The organism is Streptomyces sp. NPDC051578 (assembly GCF_044454045.1).
Taxonomy (GTDB): Bacteria; Actinomycetota; Actinomycetes; order Streptomycetales; family Streptomycetaceae; genus Streptomyces.
Genome location: NZ_JBITDH010000003.1, coordinates 36,576 through 58,249, shown reverse-complemented (window position 1 = coordinate 58,249; position 21,674 = coordinate 36,576). Strand labels below are relative to the sequence as shown.

Here is a 21,674-nt window from a genome sequence, read left to right as displayed (position 1 = left end):
CGTCGTCATCCGGCCGGGTGGACGGTGCGCGGCCCCGCGCACCGCGCCCCGTACGCCCGCACCCGCGCGCGCAGCTCCCGGTCCGCCGTGACCACGACCAGGCCGGCGACCGCACCGCGCTCCGCATAGTGCGCCACCAGCTCCACGATCCGGTCGTCGCCGCTCCCGGTCGCTGCGTCCACCCGTACGCCGGGCACGGATTCGACACCCCGGGCGGCGCCTTCGACCACGAGGACGATCTCCTCGCCCGCCCCGCGCCGGGCGAGCCCGTCGCGCAGCCGCTCGGCCGCGCCGCGCCGGTCCCGCCACCAGCCGTCGGGGACGGCTCCCACGACGTTCGCGGCGTCCACGATCAGCACTTCCACCGGTTCTTCCGCAGGTTCTTCCGCAGGCACTCGCGCAGGTACTTCCACGGGTACGACTGTCCCAGACCCGCTCAGAAGTCGCCGTAGTTGACCTGCCAGGTCGGCAGGCCCATCCGGCGCCATACCGCCACGACGCGGTCCCGGTCGTCGAGCGAGACGCGCACGGCGTAGCGGTGGCGCAGGTGCGCGTCGAAGAGTTCCGCCTTCACCACGTCGTCGCGGCGCTGGTCGCCGGCCGCCCGCATCCACAGCTCGTCGTACGGGACCCGGTGCCGCTCCAGCCACTCCTCGGTCTGCGGCCGGTGTTCCTCGCCGCGCCCCGACAGCAGCACGATGACGTCCCCGTGGGCGCGCCGGAAGGCGTCCAGGGCGCGCCGCACCGGCTCGTTGAGCAGGTCCAGCCCGCAGCGGGTGAAGTCGTACGGGCCGCGGTCCCCGGTCAGTGCCAGCGTCCCGTCGATGTCGCACAGCACCGCGGAGGGCAGCGCGGGGTCGGCCGTATAGGGCTCGACCGGGGGCTCGTCGTTCAGCCACTGCGCGGTCAGCTTCCAGCCCCCCTTGCGCGACTTCGCGTGCTTGTCGGCCAGGATCCGGATGATCTCCTCGCCCACCGGCCGTTCGCGTGCGGCGTCGCGGCGCACGCACTCCTCGACGGGCACGTCGGTGAAGTCGTGGACGACGAAGGTGGCGAGGCCGGCGACGGCTGCCTTGAGGCGCTTGGGGATGTGCGGGGTGAGGTGGGTGTTGTCGACGACCACGTCGAACCCGCCCACGACGGCGGCCCGCAGCGCCGCGTCCTGGGCTTCGAGCGCGGTCCGTTCGTGCGCGTAGGACAGGCCGCGTCCGTGGTCGGGGCCGTCCAGCATGACCCTGAGGTCGTCCAGGTTCACCCGCCGCATCCGGCCGCCGGACTCGGCCTGGAGCGCCCGGGCGGCGGTGGTCTTGCCCGAGGCGGGCAGGCCCGTCATGACGTGGACCACGGGGCGGGCGGGGGGCGCGGCGGTTTCCGGGACGGGGGCGGTGCCGGGGGCGGTCTCGGGGGCCTCGGGGGTCGCGGGGGCCGCCGGTTCTGCGGACACGGGGCTCAGTTCTCCTCATCGGTGGTGAAGGGGTCGGCCGATTCGGGCCGTACGGCGCGCCAGGTGACGAGCTCGGTCTGCTTGTGGTCCAGACGCAGGAACAGCGCGGCACGGATCCCGCTGTCGGGCAGCGCCTTCACCGCCCGGGCGAAGGCACCTCGGTCGCCGGCCAGGTGGGCCAGCGCGTGGAAGGCCTGGTCGATGGCCCGTTCGCGCCGTGCGGCGGCTTCCTCCAGCCGCTCGATGACCTCTCGCACCCACGCGTCGAACTCGTCGGGCACCTGGCGCAGCAGCGCGTCCAGCGGCTTGCCGTCACAGGCCTCGATGTCCGCGACGGTGCAATTGAGGCCCTGCGCCAGCTGCTTGGCGGGCAGCCGGCGAAGCGCTGGATGCCGTGGCCGCGCCAGATGTCGCGCTCGGTGACGCCCGTGAGCACCTTGTGCAGGCGTACGTACTCGGCGATCTTGGCCTTGGCGCGGACGCCCGAGGCGAAGCGCAGTACGAAGCCCTCGGCGTCGGTGCCGGTGGCGGGCGCGCCGCCGGGCAGCGTGCTGGATTCGGTGAGTGCGAGGAGTTCGGCGAGCGGCATCGCCGGCCACACGGTGACCACCGAGCCGATCCCCCGCCAGTGCCCGGCGGCTTCGGCGAGGGGCACCTCGGTGCCGTCCCGGCCGAAGGCGGCGAGCAGGACCAGGTCGCGGCGGTCGCCGTAGTCCACGACGATCCGGTTCTGCGGGTAGAGGACCTCCGCGAGGTAGGTGACGCCGGGTACGAGCCGTGCGGTGTCGCGGCCGTCGAGACGTCGCTGGGCCCAGGTCGCCTGCTCGCTGATGAACGAGCCCTTGGAGGCCGCCCGCCAGGTGCCCGCGTAGTGGAAGACGACCGCGAGGCTGCCGTCGACCTTGTCGTAGACCTCGAAGGGTTCGTCGGGCAGGGAGGGCGCGTAGGGCTGACCCGATTCGTGCTCGCCCACGTTGAAGAACTTCGGCAGGGGCAGGGCGACGATCCGGCTGGTGGTGTCGTCGGCGACCAGGCCCCGGCAGCGCGTGGTGACCTGGTTCCAGACCCGCTCGTACTGGGCCGTCCGGGTGTAGGTGTAGATCGACAGCGGCAGCTCGGGGTGCGCCTTGCGGGTGACGTGGCCGGCGTCGATCGCCGCCTTGAGTTCCTGTGCGGGCAGCAGGTCATGCAGAGTCAGGAACGCCTGGCTCATCGGGTCCTCCCGGGTTGAGATGGCTCATTCTCACGTGCGGGAGGGTGGCCCGGTAATCAATTATGACCGGTCGGAGGGCGTGCCGGAGGCCCCCGGCGCAGCCGGGGGACCGTCGTGGGGAGACCGCCGGGGGCCGTCGCGGGGAGACCGCCGGGGAGGACTCGGTGGAAGACCGGCAGCGGGAGACCGTCAGTGGGAGATGCAGAGTTCGTTGCCCTGCGGGTCGGCGAGGGTGGTCCAGGTGAAGGGGCCCTGGTTGCCCTCGTGGAGGCGGGTGGCGCCCTTGGCGATGAGGCGCTCGACCACTTCGCGCGGGTCGTCGTCGCCGGTGCGGACGTCCAGGTGGACCCGGTTCTTGACCGTCTTGCCCTCCGGTACGAGCTGGAAGAGGACGCGGGGCGCCCGTTCGAGGCCTTCCGGGTGGCGGATGCCGGCCCCTGCCTTCCAGACGAGGGTGCCGTTGTGGAGGGCGGTGTCCTCCTCGCGGGCGTGGCCCTCCTCGACCATGCGGCGGATGAACGCCTCGTCGCTGGGCTCGACTTCCCAACCGAGGGCGTCGGCCCACCAGTCGGCGAGGGAATGGGGGCTGACGGAGTCGATGGTGACCTGGAACGTGTACGCCATGGCCGGACCGTATGCGGAAGTCGCCTCGGGCGCTAGGTGGATCGCGGGTCCCGGCCGAGGCGGGTGGTGAGGAACGCCGTGAAGGTGAGGATCCCGGCGCCCACGGCGACCCACAGGAGCACCCCGCCCACGGGGCGCAGCCAGCCCGCGCCGGTGGGCGCGGCGGCGGAGAGACAGGCGGTGGCCGTCATGCCGAGGGGGAACACGGTGGACCAGCGGCGGATGTCGTAACCGGGGCGCGGGCTGCGCAGCTCCGCCGCCAGGAGCACGACGAACCAGGCGAGGGAGGCGCAGAGCACCACCAGCGTGACCGACCGCAGGGCGGTGTGCCCGGCGCCCGTCCAGTCGGGTGACGCGGTGAGCTTCGAACCCGCGAGGGCGCTGATGGACAGCGCCCCGCCCGCCACCCAGTGGTCGCCCGCGCCCCCGGTCACCTCGCGGAGGTCGAAGCGGGCGAGGGCCGCCCCGTACAGCAGCAGCCCGAGACCGAAGCACGCCAGGGCCGCACGGCCGAGCCAGGCCTGGTGGCGGGCGTCGGACAGCTCGGCGGCGAGGACGGCCAGGCCCTGGGTGGCCACGCAGACGAGGAAGCCGGCGCCGGAGAGCCGGTGCCGGGGCCAGTGCCGCAGGACCGCGTAAAGCAGTCCGGGCCAGAGCGCCGCCGCCAGTGCCAGCAGGGCGGCGGCCGCGCCCTGCCAGCCGAGCTGGGAGAGGCGGGCGCCGAGCACGGTGGTGGCGGCCACGGCGGTGAGGGCGGGCGGGGTGTCCGCTTCGGCCCGGAAGCGGCCCCGGTCGGAGGCCAACCGGGTCGCGAAGCCGGCGGCGAGGACCAGCCACAGGGCCGCGGCGACGGCGAGCGCTGCCAGGGAGAGCAGGTCGTTGCCGGTCAGGCGCAGGCCGACGGAGATGATCCCGGAGGCCATCACGGCGGCGCCGGCGGCGGGCGGCAGGCCGGTCCACCACCGGCGCACGGGCAGAGCGCTCACCCCTCCAGCGGACACCAGCCGCCGGAGGGCCGCCAGCCGGCCCGGCACGGCCGGCGGAGCCGGGGGGTCAGGCGACGCCCTGGGTACGGAACTGGATGCTGATGCGGGGGCCGACGGCCCGCGTCGACTTCGGCACCGCGTGCTCCATGGTGCGCTGGCAGGAGCCGCCCATCACGACGAGGTCGCCGTGGCCCAGGGGCAGGCGCAGCAGCGTGGGGCCGCCGTCGCGGGGGCGGATCGCCAGGTCGCGCGGGTCGCCCACGGAGAGGATGGCGACCATCGTGTCCTCGGTGGCGGAGCGGCCGGTACGGTCCCCGTGCCAGGCGACGCTGTCCCGGCCGTCGCGGTAGAGGCACAGTCCGGCGGTGACGAAGGGCTCGCCGAGCTCCTCGGCGTAGTGCCGGCTGAGCGCCGTGCGGGCCTCGATGAGGACGGGGTGCGGGAGCGCTTCCCCGGCCCGGTAGGAGGACAGCAGCCGGGGCACGGCGACCTCGCGGTCGTACATCTGCCGCCGCTCGGCCTGCCAGGGTACGTCGGCGGCGAGCCGTTCGAACAACGCGTCGGCCCCGCTCAGCCAGCCGGGCAGGTGGTCGACCCAGGCGCCGGCTCCCAGGTCGGTCCGGCGCAACCCGCCGAGCGGGCCGAGCCGGATCTCGTCGGTCTGGTCGAAGAGGGACCCCTGGAGCGCGTGCATGGCTCCAGCCTACTCCCGGTCCCGAACACCTGCTCGATTTACTTGCGGCCCCGGCCGGGCTTGCCGCGGCCCGTGTTCCTGGCGCCGCGCGCGCCGCCCGAGCCGCCCGACCCGCCCCGCGGGCTCTTGCCCTGGGCGGGCTTGCGGGCCGCTCCGGCCGCCTTGTCGGTGCGCTTGCCCTTCGGCTGCGCGGGAGCGGCGCCCTGCTTGCGGCCGCGCGTGCTGTTGACCGTACGGCCGCGCACGATCCCGATGAACTCCTCCACCAGGTCGGTGGTCTCCTCCTCGGGCCACGACAGCGCGACGCGCGATTCGGGCGCGCCCGTCACCGGCCGGTACGTGAGGTCCCTGCGGTGGTGGAGACGGGCGAGCGACTGCGGTACGACGAGTACGCCGACCCCGGCGGCGACCAGCTCGATGGCGTCGGCGGTCGTCTCGGGGCGCTCGATCGCGGGGCGGCCCGGCAGGCTCTCCCAGTCCAGGGTGTCGTCCAGGGGGTGGAGCACGATCTCGTCGGCGAGGTCCCCGGTGGAGACTTCCTCGACCGCCGCCACGATGTGGTCCTTCGGGATCACCACGACCGTGGTCTCGGTGTACAGGGGGATCGCGCTGAGCTCCGTACGGTCGATCGGCAGCCGGACGAAGCCCGCGTCCGCACCGCCGGCCCGCAGTACGCCCGGCGCCTCGGCCGGGGACACGGGGACGAGGGTCAGCGGGACATCGGGCAGCCGCTCGTTCCAGATCCGCACCCATTTGGTGGGCGTCACCCCTGGAACGTAGGCGAGCCGGAACTGGGGAGGTACTTCCGAGCCTGTCACCCGGCCAGATTACCGGCCGTGGTCAGAGGTGGTGCACATGCTCGATACCCTGGGGACATGACGTCGCACAAGACCACCCAGACCATGAAGCCCGCGACCGCGGCGAAGAAGCTGGGTGTGTACCTAGAGGCCACACCCGCCGAGTTCCAGGAGGGTGTCGTCTCGCGCACCGAGCTGAACGCGCTCCAGGCCGATCCGCCGGCCTGGCTCCAGGAGCTGCGACGCAACGGCCCGCACCCCCGGCCCGTGGTCGCCGCGAAGCTGGGCGTCTCGATCGCCGGCCTCGCCCGCGGCGGGATCACGGAGGCGCTGACCACCGAGCAGATCGACGCGCTCAAGAACGAGGCGCCGGAGTGGCTCCAGAAGGAGCGCGCCACGCAGGCGGAGGTCCGCAAGGAAGCCGTGCGGATCAAGGAGAAGCAGGCGGAGCGAGCGGCTCGCGAGAGCTGACCGCCCCGTATGCGCGTAGGGCCCCGGACCGTCGTCCGGGGCCCTACGCGCTTGTACGGGCGATGCGCGGGCGGGCCGGCACCCGTGTACGAGCGATACGCGGGTGCGCTTGCGGCCGTGTACGAGCGATGCGGGCGGGCCGGCACCGGTGTACGAGCGATGCGCGGGCGCGCTGCCGGCGGGCCGCCTCCTCAGCGGGCCGGGCCCGAGGCCGTGATCAGGTCGGCGAGTGCCGCCATGCCGCCCTCGGCGAGCGCGCGCCGCTGGCGGTCGGCCGGAGTCCCCTCGCGCAGCAGCCGGTGCATCAGCGCGCTGACCTCCCGGTGGTCCCCGGACTCCTCCAGGGCGGGGGCGATGTACGCGGTCAGCTGGCACAGCACGTCCCCGGCGCTGTGCCGGCCGCCCCGAGGGTCCACGAGAGTGCTGTTCAGACCGTGCCGGGCCGCGTGCCAGTTCGCGGCCTGCAGCAGCTCGTGCGCGCACGCGGGGGGCGGGGCCCCGGCGTTCTCCTCGGCGATCGCGGTGGCGACGAGCGCCCGGATGATGCCGGTGAACAGCACGGCGTCGTCCGCCTCCAGCTGGACGTCGAGGCAGCGCACCTCGATCGTCGGGTAGCGGTCCGAGAGCCGCGCCTGCCAGTACAGCTGGCCGCGGTCGCCGATGACGCCCGATTCCAGGAGCGCCCCGATGCGCTTCTCGTAGTCCGCGAGGTCCGCGAAGCAGGGCGGCGGCCCGCTGACGGGCCAGCGCCCGAAGACGATGGTGCGCCAGCTGGCGAAGCCGGTGTCCCGTCCGTCCCACAGCGGCGAGTTCCCCGACATGGCCAGCAGGGTCGGGAGCCAGACGCGGATCCGGTTGAGTACGGCCACTCCCATCTCGCGGCCCGGTACCGCCACGTGGACGTGCATGCCGTTGATCAGCTGCTCGTCGACCAGCCGCCGGGCTTCTTCCCGCATCCGCAGGTAGCGCGGCTTCTGGGTGACCGCGGGGGGCGTGCCGTCCTTGAGGGGCGCGGTGGCGGACATCGCGACCCGGCACCCCTTGTCCTCCGCCGCGGACGCCACCGCGTGGCGCAGCCGCAGCAGGTGCCCGCCCACCTCGCCGAGGTCCGTGCAGATGGGTGTGGCGACCTCGATCTGTGCCTGGAGGAGCTCGTCCTGCACCTCACCCTCGTCCGCGAACGACCCGAGGCCGGCCGCGGCCCGCACCTCTTCCGCGAGGGGCATCGGCAGATGGGTGGAAGGGTCCAGCAGGACGTACTCTTCCTCGACCCCGACGGTGATCATGTCCGGCGGCTACCCATGAATTCCGGGATGAATTCCGGCTCCGCGGGTTTGTGGCGGCCAATCCCGGTCAGACGCTTCAAGGTCCGCATTTCCCTTTCCGATGGAGTGAATGCCATGTCCGGTGACGAGAAGGCTAAGTCCAAGGGCGAACAGGCCAAGGGCAAGGTCAAGGAAGCCGCAGGCCGTGCGGTCGGCAACGAACGGCTCACCGCGGAGGGCCGCGCCGAGCAGGCCAAGGGCGACGCCCGGCAGGCCAAGGAGAAGATCAAGGACACCCTCAAGGACTGACTCCTTTCCTCCGGCTTTTCCCGTGCCTCCCGAGCACCCTCGCGGTGCCGGGAGGCACCTTCCGTTCCGCAAGGAGATCCCATGCCGGCCGACGACGCCGAGAGAACGACCGACCGTGGCGCGCGGGACCACGGCGGGGCCCGCCGGGACGACGGACGCAACGAGAGTCCCGAGCAGCGGGCGGACCGCCAGTGGGGCGAACTGGTCCAGGAGATCCGCGTGGCCCAGACCGGCGTGCAGATCCTGTTCGGCTTCCTCCTCACCGTGGCCTTCACCCCCGTCTTCCGCGACCTCGAACAGACGGACCGGACGATCTACCTGATCACCGTCATCCTCGGCTCACTGGCCACGGGGGCCCTCATCGGTCCCGTCGCCTTCCACCGGATCGTCTTCCGCCGCCGCATCAAGCCGGAAGCGGTCACCTGGGCCTCGCGGCTGACGATGGCCGGCATCGTGCTGCTGCTGATGACCCTGTGCACGGCCCTGCTGCTCATCCTCCGTGTGGCGACGCACGACGCGCTGGTGCCGTGGCTGGTGGCGGGCGTCCTGGCCTGGTACCTGCTGTGCTGGTTCGCGCTCCCGCTGTGGGTGCGCCACCGGCACACCACGCAACGCGACTAGGTGCCGGACAGGACCTAGTCCGGGGGCTCCTGGGCGGGCGGCCGTTCGGCGGGCGACGGCGATTTCGGTTCGGGTGAGGGCGGTGGCTTCTCCCCGGGGCGGGCGGGACGAGGGTCGCGGGGTACGGCGCCCGGACCGGGCGTGGGGCCCGGGCCCTGGGGCTCGGGGGTCTTGGGGTCATGTCCGGGCGTGGCCGCCCCGCGATGGCCCGCCCCGTGCGCGCCGGCCGTCCGCGTCCCGACCCCGTGTGCGCCGGCGCCGCCAGGGCCGGCCCCGCGTGTGCCCGGCTCTCGGCCGGTCCGTTCTGGCTCCTTGGCCCGCTGCATGCGGTTCACCTCGGCCTTCCGTCTCGTGCGCGCCACCCGGTGTGGTCGACGCGTTCCCTCCGCTTGCCCGGTGACACGGGCGGCAACCGCACCGCCCGTGGTGGTCCCGACGTTCCGAGTAGACCCGGTCCGGACGGTTTCCGCATGGTTTCGTACGTGACGCGGCCCCCGGGGCCGCATCGCGGCTTCCGGGGGCCGGGGGCGCGTACGGGGTGCTCAGCCGCCCGCCGGACCGGCGGCCGCGGCGGGCTGGGCGGCCCGCGCCGACAGCGGGGTGGCGATCTGCTCCAGCGAGCGCCCCTCGGCGGCGACGGCGAAGAAGACCGCGACCACTCCGGCCGCCACCATCAAGGAGGCGCCGACGCAGAAGGCGATCACCGCGTCGCCCACGACCCCGCTGGAGGTCAGGTCGGCGAACAGGAGCGGGCCGGAGATGCCGCCGGCCGCCGTGCCGACCGCGTAGAAGAAGGCGATCGCCATGGCTCGCGTCTCCATCGGGAAGATCTCGCTGACCGTCAGGTAGGCGGAGCTGGCGCCCGCGGAGGCGAAGAAGAGCACCACGCACCAGCAGGCGGTCATGGTCACCGCGTTCAGCCGTCCCGCGTCGAAGAGCCACGCCGTCCCGAAGAGCAGCAGCCCCGAGAGGATGTACGTGCCCGCGATCATCGGGCGGCGTCCGACGGTGTCGAAGAGACGGCCCAGCAGCAGGGGTCCGAGGAAGTTGCCGAAGGCGATGACGGCGAAGTAGTAGCCGGTGTGGCCGGACGGGACGTCGAAGAACCGGACCAGGATACTGCCGAAGCCGAAGGTGATCGCGTTGTACAGGAAGGCCTGGCCGATGAAGAGCGACAGCCCGAGGGCCGCCCGGCGGGGGTAGGACCGGAAGACCGTTCTGGCGATCTCGCCGAAGCCGGTGCTGCGCCGCTGGGTGACGGTGATGGCCTCGCCCGGCTCCGGCAGCGGCTCGCCCTTCTCCTCCTCCACCCGGCGTTCGACGTCGGTGACGAGTTCCTCGGCCTCGGTGGCCTTGCCGTGGATGAACATCCACCTCGGGCTCTCGGGTACGTGGCGGCGCACCAGCAGGATCACCAGCCCGAGGACCACGCCCAGAGCGAAGGTCAGCCGCCAGCCCAGCCAGACCGGGAAGAGGCCGGTGTCGAGGGCGAGGACGGACAGCAGTGCCCCGGCGACCGCGCCGAGCCAGAAACTGCCGTTGATGACGAGGTCGACGCGGCCGCGGTACTTGCTGGGGATCAGCTCGTCGATCGCGGAGTTGATCGCCGCGTACTCGCCGCCGATGCCGAAACCGGTCAGGAACCGGAAGACGAAGAACCACCAGGAGGAGAACGAGATCGCGGTCAAGGCGGTGGCCGCCAGGTAGACGCCGAGGGTGATGAGGAAGAGCCTCTTGCGCCCGAAGAGGTCGGTCAGCCGCCCGAAGACCAGGGCGCCGGAACAGGCTCCGGCCACGTACAGGGCCGCCGCCATGCCGGTGACCTGGGCGTCCGTGATGTCGAGCCCGCTGCCCGGCTCGGAGAGCCGGCTCGCGATGTTGCCGACGATGGTGACTTCGAGCCCGTCCAGGATCCATACGGTTCCCAGCCCGATCACGATCATCCAGTGCCACCGGGACCAGGGGAGCCGGTCCAGCCGCGCGGGGACCTTGGTGGTCACGGTCCCCTGTTCCACAAGATCAGCCATGACCCGGCGTCTGCCCTGCGCGTCCGGCCGTAAACCCGCCGTAAAGGTGCCCGGCAGCCTGCTCGGGCGACACGGCGCGTCCTTCCGGCGCGCCGCCGGTCCTGGCGGCCCCCCGGCCTGTAGGGCAGACCTACGGCACGTGGGCCGCGGGTCCCCGCGCCGCTAGCTCCTGGAGGACGGATGACGTCGGTGGACCGCGCACCGGATGTGGCGCCCTCGGATGACCGGCCGCCGGCCGGCACCGAACGGCGCACGCGCCACGGCACGACCGTGCTGCGGTGGCTGTCGACCACCGACCACAAGGTGATCGGCAGCCTCTACCTCGTCACCGCGTTCGCGTTCTTCCTCTTCGCGGGCGTGCTGGCCATGACGATGCGCGCCGAACTGGCCCGCCCGGGCATGCAGTTCATGTCGAACCAGCAGTACAACGAGCTGTTCACCATCCACGGCACGATCATGATGCTGCTGTTCGCGACGCCGACCTTCACCGGATTCGCCAACGCGCTGATGCCGTTGCAGATCGGCGCGCCCGATGTGGCCTTCCCCCGGATGAACGCCTTCACCTACTGGGTCTACCTCTTCGGCGGCCTGATGGTGCTGGGCGGTTTCCTGACGCCGGACGGCCCGGCGGCCTTCGGCTGGTTCGCGTACGCGCCGCTGAACGGCCCGGCGCACTCCCCCGGTACCGGGCCCGACCTGTGGGTCATGGGGCTGGCGGTGGCGGGGCTGAGCACGATCCTCGGTTCGGTGAACTTCATCGCCACCATCGTGTGTCTGCGGGCGCCGGGGATGACGCTGTTCCGGATGCCGATCTTCACCTGGAACGTGCTGTTCACCTCGATCCTGGCGTTGCTGGCCTTCCCGGTGCTCACCGCGGCGCTGCTGGTCCTGGAGGCCGACCGGAAGTTCGGCGCGCACGTCTTCGAGGCCGCGAACGGGGGCGCCCTGCTGTGGCAGCACCTCTTCTGGTTCTTCGGGCATCCGGAGGTGTACATCGTGGCCCTGCCGTTCTTCGGGGTGATCAGTGAGATCGTCCCGGTGTTCAGCAGGAAGCCGATGTTCGGCTACCAGGCCCTGATCGGCGCGACCATCGCCATCACGGCGCTGTCCGCGACGGTGTGGGCGCACCACATGTTCGCGACCGGTGCGGTGCTGCTGCCGTTCTTCTCCCTGCTGTCCTTCCTGATCGCCGTCCCGACGGGGGTGAAGTTCTTCAACTGGATCGGGACGATGTGGCACGGCTCGCTGTCCTTCGAGACGCCGATGCTGTGGTCCGTCGGCTTCCTCGTCACGTTCCTGCTCGGCGGCCTCTCGGGGGTGCTGGTCGCCTCGCCCCCGCTGGACTTCCACCTGACGGACAGCTATTTCGTCGTCGCGCACCTGCACTACGTGCTCTTCGGGACGATCGTCTTCGCCACCTTCGCCGGCTTCTACTTCTGGTGGCCCAAGTTCACCGGCCTGATGCTGGACGAACGGCTCGGCAAGATCCATTTCTGGACCCTGTTCACCGGTTTCCAGACGACCTTCCTGGTGCAGCACTGGCTGGGCGAGGCGGGCATGCCGCGCCGTTACGCGGACTACCTCGCGGGCGACGGTTTCACCGTCCTCAACTCCGTCTCCAGCGTGGGGTCCTTCCTGCTGGGGCTGTCGACCCTGCCCTTCCTCTACAACGTGTGGAAGACGCGGCGCCACGGCACGCCGGTCGGGGTGGACGATCCGTGGGGCTGGGGGCGTTCCCTGGAGTGGGCGACCAGTTGCCCTCCCCCACGGCACAACTTCCACGCGCTGCCCCGGATCCGCTCGGAGTCCCCCGCCTTCGACCTGCACCACCCGGAGGTGCCCCGTGAAGGGTGAAGCCTGGCTGTTCACCGGTACGGCCGCGTTCTTCGCGGTGACGGCCGCCGTCTACGGATGGTTCTCCCCCGATCCGGCGGGACGCGCCGCGCTGTGCGTGTCCTTCGGGATGTCGGCCCTGGTCGCCGCCTTCCTGTGGCGGCAGCAGGTGCGGGGCGGTGAGCGCCCGGAGGACCGGAAGACGGCCGAGGTACGGGACACCGCCGGACGGCGGCTGTACTTCCCCGCCCGCAGCTTCGCCCCCGTCCTCACCGCGGCGGGCAGCGCGCTGGTCGGCCTCGGCGTGGTCCAGGGCCTGTGGCTGTGCCTCGTGGGGTTCGGTGTGCTGTTGCCGGGGATCCTGGGATTCGCCTTCCAGGACCTGGGTCACCCGCAGTAGCTGCGCTCAGCCCTCGCGCGGCGGCGTCGGTTCCTGGTCGGGGCCGGCGAGGACCGCCGCGATCTCGTGGCGCTGCTCGGGGGTCGCCGGGTAGCGGATCCGGTCGCGGTAGTACCAGGCGCTGAGCGCCGTACGGGCCCGCTCGGCGAGCCGCCGCGGTGCGGGCCCGGCCGGTTCCAGGGGCCGCGGCACGTCCCGTACGAGAACGGCGTGGCGGACGGCGCGGGGCAGCGCGGTGTGCTCCGGGTGGAAGCCGCCCTCGGGGCCCTGGGTCACCAGGCCGGTCTCCTCGCCCTCGCCGAGCAGTTCCCGTTCCCGCTCCTGGAGGGCCAGGCAGAGGCGTCTGGTCAGCCAGAACGCGCCCACGGGTACGAGGAAGAACCCGGCGCGCAGTACCCGGGTCACGCCCGCCACCGGGACGTCGAAGACGAAGGCGATGATGTCCTGGGCGCCCGCGAGGAGCAGCACGGCGTACCAGGACAGGGCCGCGACGCCCAGGCCGGTGCGGACGGGCCGGTTGCGGGGCCGGTCGCACAGGTGCCGTTCGCCGGTGGGGCCGGTGACCCAGCGCTCGAAGTAGGGGTAGGAGTACAGGACCGCGAAGAGCAGTCCGGGCAGGACCACGCCCGTCAGCAGCGGGTTCCAGGACACGGTGTGTCCCCACAGCCGGGTCTCCGCCCCGGGCATCAGGCGCAGCGCCCCCTCCAGGAACCCGACGTACCAGTCGGGCTGGGAGCCGGTGGAGACGACGTCGGAGCGATAGGGGCCGTACGCCCAGATGGGGTTGACCTGCGCCAGTGCGCCGAGCGCGGCGAGGAGGCCGAACACCATGAAGAACAGGCCGCCGGACTTGGCGAGGTACTGCGGGAAGAAGGGCAGTCCGACGACGTTGCGGCCGGTCCGGCCGGGGCCGGGCCACTGGGTGTGCTTGAGGGTGAACACCAGCAGGATGTGCAGCGTGATCAGGCCCAGGAGCAGGCCGGGCACCAGCAGGATGTGCACCGGGTAGAGCCTGGGCATGATGTCGTGGCCCGGGTACTGGCCGCCGAAGACGAACATGCCGAGGTAGCTGCCGGCCACGGGGACGGACAGGACGATGCCCTGGGCGATGCGCAGTCCGGTGCCGGAGAGCAGGTCGTCCGGGAGCGAGTAGCCGCAGAAGCCCTCCAGGAGCGAGAGCATGAACAGGGTGACCCCGAGCGTCCAGTTCGCCTCACGCGGGCGGCGGAAGGCGCCGGTCAGGAACACGCGCAGCATGTGGGCGCCGATCGCGGCGAGGAAGAGGACCGCCGCCCAGTGGTGGGTCTGCCGGATCAGCAGTCCGCCGCGCACGTCGAAGCTGATGCGGAGGGTGGAGAGGTAGGCCTGGGACATCCGTACGCCGCGCAGGGGCGCGTACGAACCCCGGTACGGGCTCTCGCTCATCGAGGGCTCGAAGAAGAAGGTCAGGTAGACCCCGGTCAGCAGCAGGACGAGGAAGCTGTACAGCGCGAGTTCCCCGAGCAGGAACGACCAGTGGTCGGGGAACACCTTGCGCACCACCCCGCGCGCCAGTTCCCCCAGCGGCAGCCTGGCGTCCGCCTTGTGGAAGTCCCGCACCGCCGCGCGGCGTGCCCGGTCGCGCAGCCGGGCCTTGCGCCGTGACCCCAGCACCCTGGTGCACCTCCTGTCCGCCTGACCGGCACCGGGAGCCACTGTGCCGGGCGGTTCGGGTGGGGAAGCGGTCGGCGCGCCCGTACGGGGGCCCGCAGTCACCTGGTCGCTCCCGTACGAGCGGCGCGCATGCGTGGCGGGGGCGGCCCGGGGTAGGCGCCGACGGTCACCACGTCCGGTCATGGAGGAGTCGTCCGATGGATCTCACCCGAGCCCTGAGCGGTGCCCGGCGCCGCGCGGACCGCGAGGAGCGCGCCTACGCGGGCGAGGAGGAGCGGCCCCTCAACGGGTACCTCGCGATGATGGGGGTGTACGGCGCGGGCGTCGCGGGGGTGGTGGCGGCCGCCCGGGCCGCGCGCAGGCCCGTGCCCCGGCTCTCCCCGTACGACGTGCTGCTGCTCGGCGGCGCCACGCACTGGCTGGCGCACACCCTCGCGAAGGACCCGGTGACCAGCCCGCTGCGGGCCCCGTTCACCCGCTACCGGGGTACGTCCGGACCGGCCGAGCTGGTGGAGGACGTACGGGGTTCGGGAGCGCGCCACGCGGTCGGCGAGCTTTTGACCTGCCCGTTCTGCCTGAGCATGTGGGTGGTCACGGGGCTCGGCGCCGGATATGTGTTCGCGCCCGCCTCCACCCGGTTCGCGGTCGGTTCGCTGGCGGCGCTCACGGCGGCGGACCTGCTCCAGCTGTGCCGCGCCCGACTCCAGGACGAGGGATAGACGAGGAGGGACCGGCGAAGAGGGAGAGACGAGGAGAGCGGGGCCGCTCAGAGCGGGAGATCTTCGGCGTCGGCGCCGCGGATGCGGGCGGACATGTTGACCTCCATCATCCGCAGGGCCGCCTCGGCGAGGTCCCGGTGCAGGTGCGCCACCGCGTCCCGCACGACGGTGACGTCGATGTGGCGGATGTGGGCGTCCAGCGCGGAGTAGAGCACGCACTGTTCGGTGGCCTGCCCGCACAGGACCAGGTGGTCGACGTCGAGTTGTCCCAGCAGGTAGGCCAGCGGTGTCTCGAAGAAGATCGAGTGGCGTGCCTTGAGCACGAAGAGGGCGTCCTCGTCCGGGATGAGCGGTTTGACGAGGTCGGCGTGCGGGCCGTCGAGGGCGGTCTCCAGGATCTCCCCGTGGTGGGAGCGCCACTGACCGAAGTTGTCGTTGACGTAGATGACCGGGGTGCCGCCGCGTCGGGCGCGCTCCAGGAGGAGCTGGATGCGGGGCACGGCCCGGCGGGCGGAGGGCAACAGCAGTTCCGCGTCGGCGTGCTCGTACCGGTTGATCATGTCGATGACGACGAGTGCGCTGCCTGTCATGTCCGACCTCCCGTCCCGGCGCCGGCCGTCCGGAGGCGTCCCTCCGGTTTTGGGCTGCTACCCGCCCCGCTGCCTGCGATGCCCGCCGCGACCACCCTCGCGCGCGGGTTTGTCCGGACTGTGACGGGTAGCCGCGAAGCAGGGCGTGCAGTGCGCCCCCGGCTCCCAGTGAAGCCGGTCCGGTTGCGAACGGAGTCCGCGCGATGAAGGTCTCGGATCATCTGCTGGAACGGCTGCGCGAGTGGGGGGTGGAGCACGTCTTCGCCTACCCGGGGGACGGCATCAACGGCCTGCTCGGCGCCTGGGGCCGGGCCGACGACAAGCCCCGGTTCATCCAGGCCCGGCACGAGGAGATGGCCGCCTTCCAAGCGGTGGGCTACGCCAAGTTCTCCGGACGCACCGGCGTCTGCGCCGCGACCTCTGGCCCGGGCGCCATCCACCTGCTCAACGGCCTCTACGACGCCAAACTCGACCACGTCCCGGTGGTCGCCATCGTCGGGCAGACCGCCCGGACCGCGATGGGCGGCGCCTACCAGCAGGAAGTGGACCTGCTCGCCCTGTACAAGGACGTGGCGTCGGAGTTCTGCGAGATGGTCACGGTCCCGCAGCAGCTGCCGGGCGTCCTGGACCGCGCGATGCGGGTGGCGACGGCCCGGCGCACCGTCACCGCGGTGATCATCCCGGCCGACGTGCAGGACCTGGAGTACGAGGCGCCCACGCACGACTTCAAGATGGTGCCGTCCAGCCAGGGCCTGGGCCACTACGCGCAGGTACCGGCCGATGAGGAGCTGCAGCGGTGCGCCGAGATCCTCAACGCGGGCGAGAAGGTCGCCATGCTCGTCGGCCAGGGCGCCCGCCACGCGCGGGCGGAGGTCGAGGAGGTCGCCGAAGTGCTGGGCGCGGGTGCCGCCAAGGCCCTGCTCGGCAAGGACGTACTGCCCGACACGCTGCCCTGGGTCACGGGCTCGATCGGGCTGCTGGGCACCAGGCCCTCGTACGAGATGATGCGCGACTGCGACACCTTGCTGGTGGTGGGCTCCAGCTTCCCGTACAGCCAGTTCCTGCCGGCCTTCGGGCAGGCTCGCGCGGTGCAGATCGATGTCGACCCCTCCATGGTCGGTATGCGGTACCCGTTCGAGGTGAACGTCGTCGGCGACGCGACGGAGACCCTCAAGCGGCTGCTGCCGCTGCTGGAGCGCAAGACGGACCGCAGCTGGCGCGACGGCATCGAGCAGTCCACCGAGCGGTGGTGGGAGGTGATGGAGCGCCGGGCCCAGGTGCCCGCCGACCCCGTCAACCCCGAGCTGGTGGTGCACGCGCTGGACCCGCTGCTGCCCGACGACGCGATCCTCGCGGCGGACTCCGGTTCGGCGGCGAACTGGTACGCCAGGCACCTGAGGATGCGCGGTGCGATGCGCGGCTCGCTCTCCGGGACGCTCGCCACGATGGGGCCGGGCGTGCCGTACGTCATCGGGGCGAAGTTCGCCTTCCCCGAGCGGCCCGCGATCGCGATCGTCGGCGACGGCGCGATGCAGATGAACGGCATGGCCGAGCTGATCACCATCGCCAAGTACTACCGGGAGTGGAGCGACCCCCGCCTGGTCGTGGCCGTCCTGAACAACCAGGACCTCAACCAGGTCACCTGGGAGATGCGGGCCATGGAGGGCATGCCGCAGTTCGAGCAGTCGCAGAAGCTGCCCGACGTGCGCTACGCCGACTTCGCCACCGGCATCGGGCTGGGCGGCGTCAGGGTGGAGAAGCCGGAGGACGTCACGTCGGCCTGGCAGCAGGCCCTGGCGGCCGACCGGCCGTTCGTGATCGACTTCCGCACCGACCCGGCGGTGCCGCCCATCCCGCCGCACGCCACATGGGACCAGTTCAAGGCCACCGCGACGTCGGTGCTCCAGGGCGACAGCGACCGCGCCTCCATGGTCAAGCAGGGGCTCAAGGCGAAGATCCAGGAGTTCCTGCCCGGCAGCGGGAAGGAGTGAGCGCCATGGCGCCGACCCTCCAGGACATCCGGCACGGCCGCTTCGAGCGGTCCCTGTCCCTGCTCACCTCCGGGGGCGCCCTGGTGACGGCGGCCGAGATCTACCTGGAGCACGACCGCGCCAGCTTCGGCAACCGCATGATGTGGTGGCCGGTCGTCCTCGGGCCGCTCGGCGCGGCCGCCGGGATCGCGGGGTTCTACAGCCCGCGCGCCGCCCACACCGTGCTGCCGGTGGTGTCCGCTGCGATCTTCGCCAACGGGGTGCAGGGCACGTACCTGCACGTGAGGGGCATCGCGCGCAAGCCCGGCGGCTGGTCCATGGCCCGCTTCAACATCGAGATGGGTCCGCCGCTGTTCGCGCCGCTGCTGGTCACCATGGTGGGCGGCATGGGGCTGCTGGCCTCCGTCCTGCGACGGGAGCCCTGACGATGTGTGCACGCAGGCTCCGCTCCGGTCCGCAGAGCGGATCGGAGCAGCCGCGCACGGTGCCGTCGGGCGAGTCGGGACGGCGCTTCCCGCACTACGACGTGCTCGACCAGGCCGGCACCTGGGACGGAGCCACCCGGGCGGTCGTGACGGGGCGCCTGGCGCTCCAGCCGGACCTGCGGTTCTTCTCCCTGGCCGAGGAGGCGGCGGCGTCGGCGCTCTTCGACCGGCTCCTCGCCCAGGACGGGCCGCCCGGCGTCCCCAAGGTGCCCGTCTTGCAGATGGTCGACTCCAGGCTGGCGGAGGGGCAGACCGACGGCTGGCACCACCGGGACATGTCCGAGGACGGCGACGCCTGGCGGGCGTCGCTGCGCGGGCTCGACGCCGACGCGGCCGACCGGTACCGGGCGCCCTCCTTCGCGGCGCTGACGCGGGAGCGGCAGGACGAGCTGGTGGAGAGCGTCCGGCTGACGGCCCACGAGAGCCCCGGCAAGGAGTGGCACGGCATGCCGGCGGGGCACCTGTGGGACCTGTGGATGCGCTACGCCTGTACGGCCTTCTACGCCCACCCCTGGTCGTGGAACGAGATCGGGTTCGCCGGCCCGGCATACCCCCGCGGGCACTCCCGGCTCGGCGTGGGCCTGCGCGAGCCCTGGGAGCACCCCGACGAGGCACCGCGGGACCCGGCGGCGGCGCCGCAGGAGCCGGCCGCGCCCGACGGTGAAGGGCGCCGGCGGTGACGGGGCGCGGCGGGCAGCCGAAAGGGGGCGCCGGCCGGGCCAGGGCGGCGCGGGAGACCCTGAGGCTGACGGCGGGCAGCCGGCGCCCGGTCCGGGAACGCAACGCGTCGGCCTGGCTGCTGCCCGACGGCGACACACGCTTCGATGCCCGCCTGGTACGGGACATGCGCCGGTTCGAGGACTCCGACGAGGTCGACCTCGTCATCGTCGGCTGCGGGGCCGGCGGTGCCACCCTGGCCCAGCGCATGGCGCGCGCCGGCTGGTCGGTGGTGTGCCTGGAGGCGGGCCCGTTCTGGGACCCGGACCGGCACTGGGTCAGTGACGAGGCCGGCTCCCACCACCTCTACTGGACCGAGCCGCGGGTCCTGTCCGGCAGCGACCCCGTGCCGCTGGGCTCCAACAACTCGGGGCGCGGCGTGGGCGGTTCCACCGTGCACTTCGCGGGGTTCGTCCCCCGGCTGCACCCGTCCGACTTCTCGATGCACACCGACGACGGGATCGGCGCCGACTGGCCCATGTCATACGGCGACCTGCGCCCGTTCTACGAGCGGATCGAGCAGGAACTGCCCGTCGCGGGCCAGTACTGGCCCTGGGGCGACCCGCACGCCTACCCGCACGCGCCGCACCCGGTCGGCGGCAACGGCGAGGTCTTCCTGCGCGGAGCGGCGGCGCTCGGCATCGAGGCCCGGGTCGGCCCGGTGGCGATCACCAACGGCCGCTTCGGCAACCGCCCGCACTGCATCTACCGCGGCTTTTGCCTGCAGGGATGCAAGGTCAACGCCAAGGCGTCCACCCTCATCACGCACGTCCCCGACGCGCTCGCCCACGGTGCGGAGATCCGTGCGCACTGCATGGCGACGGCCGTGGTGACCGACGACGACGGCCGCCTGGCCACCGGGGTGCGGTACCTGCACGAGGGCCGGGAACACTTCCAGCGGGCCCGTACGGTGGCCGTCGCGGGGTACGCGATCGAGACGCCCCGGCTGCTGCTCAACTCCGCCAACCGCCGCTTCCCCGACGGGCTGTGCAACGACCACGACCTGGTCGGCCGGTACGTGATGGTGCAGGGGGCGCCGCAGACCTCGGGCCGTTTCGCCGAGGAGATCCGCGCGTACAAGGCCCCGCCCCCCGAGGTGTCCACCGAGGAGTTCTACGAGAGCGACCGCGGCCGTCCCTACCGGCGCGGGTACTCGATCCAGACGGTCTCCCCCATGCCCATCACGTGGGCGGAGCACGTGGCCGCGCAGGGCCACTGGGGCCACGACCTGCGCCGCTACATGCAGGACTACATCCACTGGGCGACGCTGGGTGCGCTCTGCGAGTTCCTGCCGCAGGCCACGAACCGGGTGACGCTCAGCGGACAGCGGGACCGCTACGGGCTGCCCGTGGCCGAGTTCTCGCACAGCCTCTGCGACAACGACCGGGCACTGGTGCGCGCCGCCCGCACGAAGATGGAGGAGATCCTGCGCGCGGCCGGCGCGACGGAGGTGATGACGATCGAGCGGTTCGCCCATCTGGTCGGTGGCTGCCGGATGGGCCGCGACGCCCTGCACGGGGTCGTCGACGCGGACCTGCGTTCCTTCGCAGTCCCGAACCTGCTGATCACCGACGGCAGTGTGCTGCCCACGCAGGGCTCGGCGAATCCGGCACTGACCATCATGGCGCTGGTCGACCGCGCCGCCTCGCGGCTGGCCGCGGGCGCCCGCAGCGGGCTGCGCGCCCCCGCTCCCGGCGGGACCCGGGCGGAAGGAGGCGGACGGTGAACGTACGCGGTGACGCTCCCGTGGAGCGGCTGGAGGCGCGGGTGCTGACCGTCCCGACCGACGGTCCGGAAGCGGACGGAACGCTCCGCTGGGACTCGACCACCATGATCCTCGTCGAGGCGGTCGCGGCGGGGGTGACGGGCCTGGGCTGGACGTACGGGGCCGGCGCGAGCGCCGCCGTCGTCCACGACCTCCTGCGGGAGCCGGTGCTGGGCCGCAGCGCGCTGGACGTGCCCGGCGCGCACGAGGCGATGGGCCGGGCCGTGCGCAACGCCGGGCGGCCCGGCCTGGTCGTGGGCGCGCTCTCGGCGGTGGACATCGCCCTGTGGGACCTCAAGGCCCGCCTGCTGGGGCTGCCGCTGGTCTCGCTGCTGGGCCGGGCCCGCCGGGATGTGCCGGTGTACGGCAGCGGCGGGTTCACGACGTACGGCGGACGGCGTCTGGAGGAGGAACTGGGCGACTGGCGGGAGCAGGGCATCCCCCGCGTCAAGATCAAGATCGCCGAGTCCTGGGGCGACTGTGAGGACCGGGACCTCGCCCGGGTCGAGCAGGCGCGCCTCGCGATCGGCGAGGACGCCGAGCTGTACGTGGACGCCAACGGCGGCTACTCCCGCAAACAGGCGGTCCGGGTGGGTCGGGTCCTCGCCGGCCTGGGTGTGACCTGGTTCGAGGAGCCGGTCTCCTCCGACGACCTGGCGGGGCTGGCCGTGGTACGCGATGCCGTCACCGCCGACGTGGCGGCCGGCGAGTACGGCTACGACCTGCCGTACTTCGCCCGGATGGTGGGGGTGGTGGACTGCCTCCAGGCGGACGCCACCCGCTGTGGCGGCATCACGGGCTGGCTGCGGGCCGCGGCCCTCGCCGAGGCGCACTGCCTCCAGCTGTCCGGGCACTGCGCCCCGCACGTACACGCCCACGCCGCGGCCGCCGTGCCGAACCTGCGCCACCTGGAGTGGTTCCACGACCACGTGCGGGTCGAGGAGCTGCTCTTCGAGGGGACCCTCTCGCCGCGGGGCGGTGCGCTGCGGCCCGGCGCGGACGGGGCGCCCGGACTCGGCCTGACCCTGCGCGCCGACAGGGCGGCCGCGTACCGCACGGGCTGAGGCGGC

The 21,674-nt window shown here is 72.6% G+C and carries 23 protein-coding genes; 11 read left to right on the top strand and 12 right to left on the bottom strand.

Annotation, left to right across the window (positions count from 1 at the left end; genetic code table 11):
• Nucleotides 1-5: 5 nt before the first annotated feature.
• From ACIA6C_RS16330 to ACIA6C_RS16295, 8 genes are all read right to left on the bottom strand, one after another.
• Nucleotides 6-365 (bottom strand): NTP pyrophosphohydrolase, encoded by a 360-nt coding sequence (locus tag ACIA6C_RS16330; protein ID WP_399276346.1) that lies wholly within the window; start codon nucleotides 363-365, stop codon nucleotides 6-8.
• A gap of 71 nt (nucleotides 366-436) precedes the next feature.
• Nucleotides 437-1,444 (bottom strand): AAA family ATPase, encoded by a 1,008-nt coding sequence (locus ACIA6C_RS16325; RefSeq protein WP_399276343.1) that lies wholly within the window; start codon nucleotides 1,442-1,444, stop codon nucleotides 437-439.
• Between the two features lie 5 nt (nucleotides 1,445-1,449).
• Entirely contained in the window at nucleotides 1,450-1,584 is a 135-nt protein-coding gene (locus ACIA6C_RS16320) for a hypothetical protein (protein WP_399276341.1), read from the bottom strand.
• Nucleotides 1,581-2,657, bottom strand: coding sequence for an RNA ligase (locus ACIA6C_RS16315; RefSeq protein ID WP_399276340.1), 1,077 nt, complete (start codon nucleotides 2,655-2,657; stop codon nucleotides 1,581-1,583). Before ACIA6C_RS16315 ends, ACIA6C_RS16320 begins: the two co-directional genes overlap by 4 nt.
• 189 nt (nucleotides 2,658-2,846) lie before the next feature.
• On the bottom strand, nucleotides 2,847-3,281 hold the full coding sequence (locus tag ACIA6C_RS16310; RefSeq protein WP_399276338.1) for a VOC family protein: 435 nt from the start codon (nucleotides 3,279-3,281) through the stop codon (nucleotides 2,847-2,849).
• Between the two features lie 32 nt (nucleotides 3,282-3,313).
• On the bottom strand, nucleotides 3,314-4,267 hold the full coding sequence (locus tag ACIA6C_RS16305; RefSeq protein WP_399276336.1) for a tellurite resistance/C4-dicarboxylate transporter family protein: 954 nt from the start codon (nucleotides 4,265-4,267) through the stop codon (nucleotides 3,314-3,316).
• A 67-nt stretch (nucleotides 4,268-4,334) separates the two neighbouring features.
• Nucleotides 4,335-4,961, bottom strand: a complete 627-nt coding sequence (locus ACIA6C_RS16300) for an alpha-ketoglutarate-dependent dioxygenase AlkB (RefSeq protein WP_399276334.1) — start codon at nucleotides 4,959-4,961, stop codon at nucleotides 4,335-4,337.
• Between the two features lie 38 nt (nucleotides 4,962-4,999).
• Nucleotides 5,000-5,779, bottom strand: a complete 780-nt coding sequence (locus tag ACIA6C_RS16295) for a LysR substrate-binding domain-containing protein (protein WP_399276332.1) — start codon at nucleotides 5,777-5,779, stop codon at nucleotides 5,000-5,002.
• 57 nt (nucleotides 5,780-5,836) lie between these two features.
• Between ACIA6C_RS16295 and ACIA6C_RS16290 the strand changes: the two genes are divergently transcribed.
• Nucleotides 5,837-6,229 (top strand): DUF5997 family protein, encoded by a 393-nt coding sequence (locus tag ACIA6C_RS16290; RefSeq protein WP_366079081.1) that lies wholly within the window; start codon nucleotides 5,837-5,839, stop codon nucleotides 6,227-6,229.
• 191 nt (nucleotides 6,230-6,420) lie between these two features.
• Here ACIA6C_RS16290 and ACIA6C_RS16285 read toward each other — a convergent pair whose 3' ends face one another.
• Nucleotides 6,421-7,515, bottom strand: coding sequence for a glutamate--cysteine ligase (locus ACIA6C_RS16285; RefSeq protein ID WP_361125595.1), 1,095 nt, complete (start codon nucleotides 7,513-7,515; stop codon nucleotides 6,421-6,423).
• Between the two features lie 114 nt (nucleotides 7,516-7,629).
• On the opposite strand from ACIA6C_RS16285, the gene ACIA6C_RS16280 reads away from it, so the two are divergent.
• Both ACIA6C_RS16280 and ACIA6C_RS16275 read left to right on the top strand, forming a co-directional pair.
• The gene (locus tag ACIA6C_RS16280) at nucleotides 7,630-7,803 is read left to right on the top strand and encodes a CsbD family protein (RefSeq protein ID WP_136212348.1); all 174 of its coding nucleotides are present in this window, start codon (nucleotides 7,630-7,632) and stop codon (nucleotides 7,801-7,803) included.
• 81 nt (nucleotides 7,804-7,884) lie between these two features.
• On the top strand, nucleotides 7,885-8,424 hold the full coding sequence (locus ACIA6C_RS16275) for a DUF6328 family protein (protein WP_399276331.1): 540 nt from the start codon (nucleotides 7,885-7,887) through the stop codon (nucleotides 8,422-8,424).
• A 542-nt stretch (nucleotides 8,425-8,966) separates the two neighbouring features.
• Here ACIA6C_RS16275 and ACIA6C_RS16270 read toward each other — a convergent pair.
• A complete protein-coding gene (locus ACIA6C_RS16270; protein WP_399276330.1) occupies nucleotides 8,967-10,451 on the bottom strand; it encodes an MFS transporter in 1,485 nt (494 codons plus the stop codon).
• A gap of 180 nt (nucleotides 10,452-10,631) precedes the next feature.
• Between ACIA6C_RS16270 and ctaD the strand changes: the two genes are divergently transcribed.
• Both ctaD and ACIA6C_RS16260 read left to right on the top strand, forming a co-directional pair.
• Complete coding sequence (ctaD, locus tag ACIA6C_RS16265) at nucleotides 10,632-12,305, top strand: cytochrome c oxidase subunit I (RefSeq protein WP_399276329.1); 1,674 nt, start codon at nucleotides 10,632-10,634, stop codon at nucleotides 12,303-12,305.
• Nucleotides 12,295-12,684: a cytochrome c oxidase subunit 4 gene (locus tag ACIA6C_RS16260; RefSeq protein WP_366081404.1), complete on the top strand. Its 390-nt coding sequence runs from the start codon at nucleotides 12,295-12,297 to the stop codon at nucleotides 12,682-12,684. The genes ctaD and ACIA6C_RS16260 overlap by 11 nt, the downstream gene beginning before the upstream one ends.
• A 6-nt stretch (nucleotides 12,685-12,690) precedes the next feature.
• Here ACIA6C_RS16260 and ACIA6C_RS16255 read toward each other — a convergent pair whose 3' ends face one another.
• Complete coding sequence (locus ACIA6C_RS16255) at nucleotides 12,691-14,337, bottom strand: cytochrome bc complex cytochrome b subunit (protein ID WP_399276327.1); 1,647 nt, start codon at nucleotides 14,335-14,337, stop codon at nucleotides 12,691-12,693.
• A gap of 197 nt (nucleotides 14,338-14,534) precedes the next feature.
• Here ACIA6C_RS16255 and ACIA6C_RS16250 point away from each other — a divergent pair, with 197 nt between their 5' ends.
• Nucleotides 14,535-15,056 (top strand): DUF1360 domain-containing protein, encoded by a 522-nt coding sequence (locus tag ACIA6C_RS16250; protein ID WP_399276325.1) that lies wholly within the window; start codon nucleotides 14,535-14,537, stop codon nucleotides 15,054-15,056.
• A gap of 47 nt (nucleotides 15,057-15,103) precedes the next feature.
• Here the strand turns inward: ACIA6C_RS16250 and ACIA6C_RS16245 are convergent, their stop codons facing one another.
• Entirely contained in the window at nucleotides 15,104-15,646 is a 543-nt protein-coding gene (locus tag ACIA6C_RS16245) for an isochorismatase family cysteine hydrolase (protein WP_399276323.1), read from the bottom strand.
• Between the two features lie 203 nt (nucleotides 15,647-15,849).
• Here ACIA6C_RS16245 and ACIA6C_RS16240 point away from each other — a divergent pair, with 203 nt between their 5' ends.
• From ACIA6C_RS16240 to ACIA6C_RS16220, 5 genes are read left to right on the top strand one after another with little or no spacing between them, the layout of a single operon-like run.
• Nucleotides 15,850-17,637, top strand: a complete 1,788-nt coding sequence (locus tag ACIA6C_RS16240; RefSeq protein ID WP_399276321.1) for a thiamine pyrophosphate-requiring protein — start codon at nucleotides 15,850-15,852, stop codon at nucleotides 17,635-17,637.
• A gap of 5 nt (nucleotides 17,638-17,642) precedes the next feature.
• Nucleotides 17,643-18,062 carry a hypothetical protein gene (locus ACIA6C_RS16235; protein ID WP_361125567.1) on the top strand — a complete coding sequence of 140 codons (420 nt, stop codon included), beginning with the start codon at nucleotides 17,643-17,645 and terminating at the stop codon, nucleotides 18,060-18,062.
• Nucleotides 18,063-18,064: 2 nt separating this feature from the next.
• On the top strand, nucleotides 18,065-18,802 hold the full coding sequence (locus ACIA6C_RS16230) for a gluconate 2-dehydrogenase subunit 3 family protein (protein ID WP_399276319.1): 738 nt from the start codon (nucleotides 18,065-18,067) through the stop codon (nucleotides 18,800-18,802).
• Nucleotides 18,799-20,565: a GMC family oxidoreductase gene (locus ACIA6C_RS16225; RefSeq protein ID WP_399276317.1), complete on the top strand. Its 1,767-nt coding sequence runs from the start codon at nucleotides 18,799-18,801 to the stop codon at nucleotides 20,563-20,565. Before ACIA6C_RS16230 ends, ACIA6C_RS16225 begins: the two co-directional genes overlap by 4 nt.
• A complete protein-coding gene (locus ACIA6C_RS16220) occupies nucleotides 20,562-21,668 on the top strand; it encodes an enolase C-terminal domain-like protein (protein ID WP_399276315.1) in 1,107 nt (368 codons plus the stop codon). Before ACIA6C_RS16225 ends, ACIA6C_RS16220 begins: the two co-directional genes overlap by 4 nt.
• Nucleotides 21,669-21,674 lie beyond the last annotated feature (6 nt).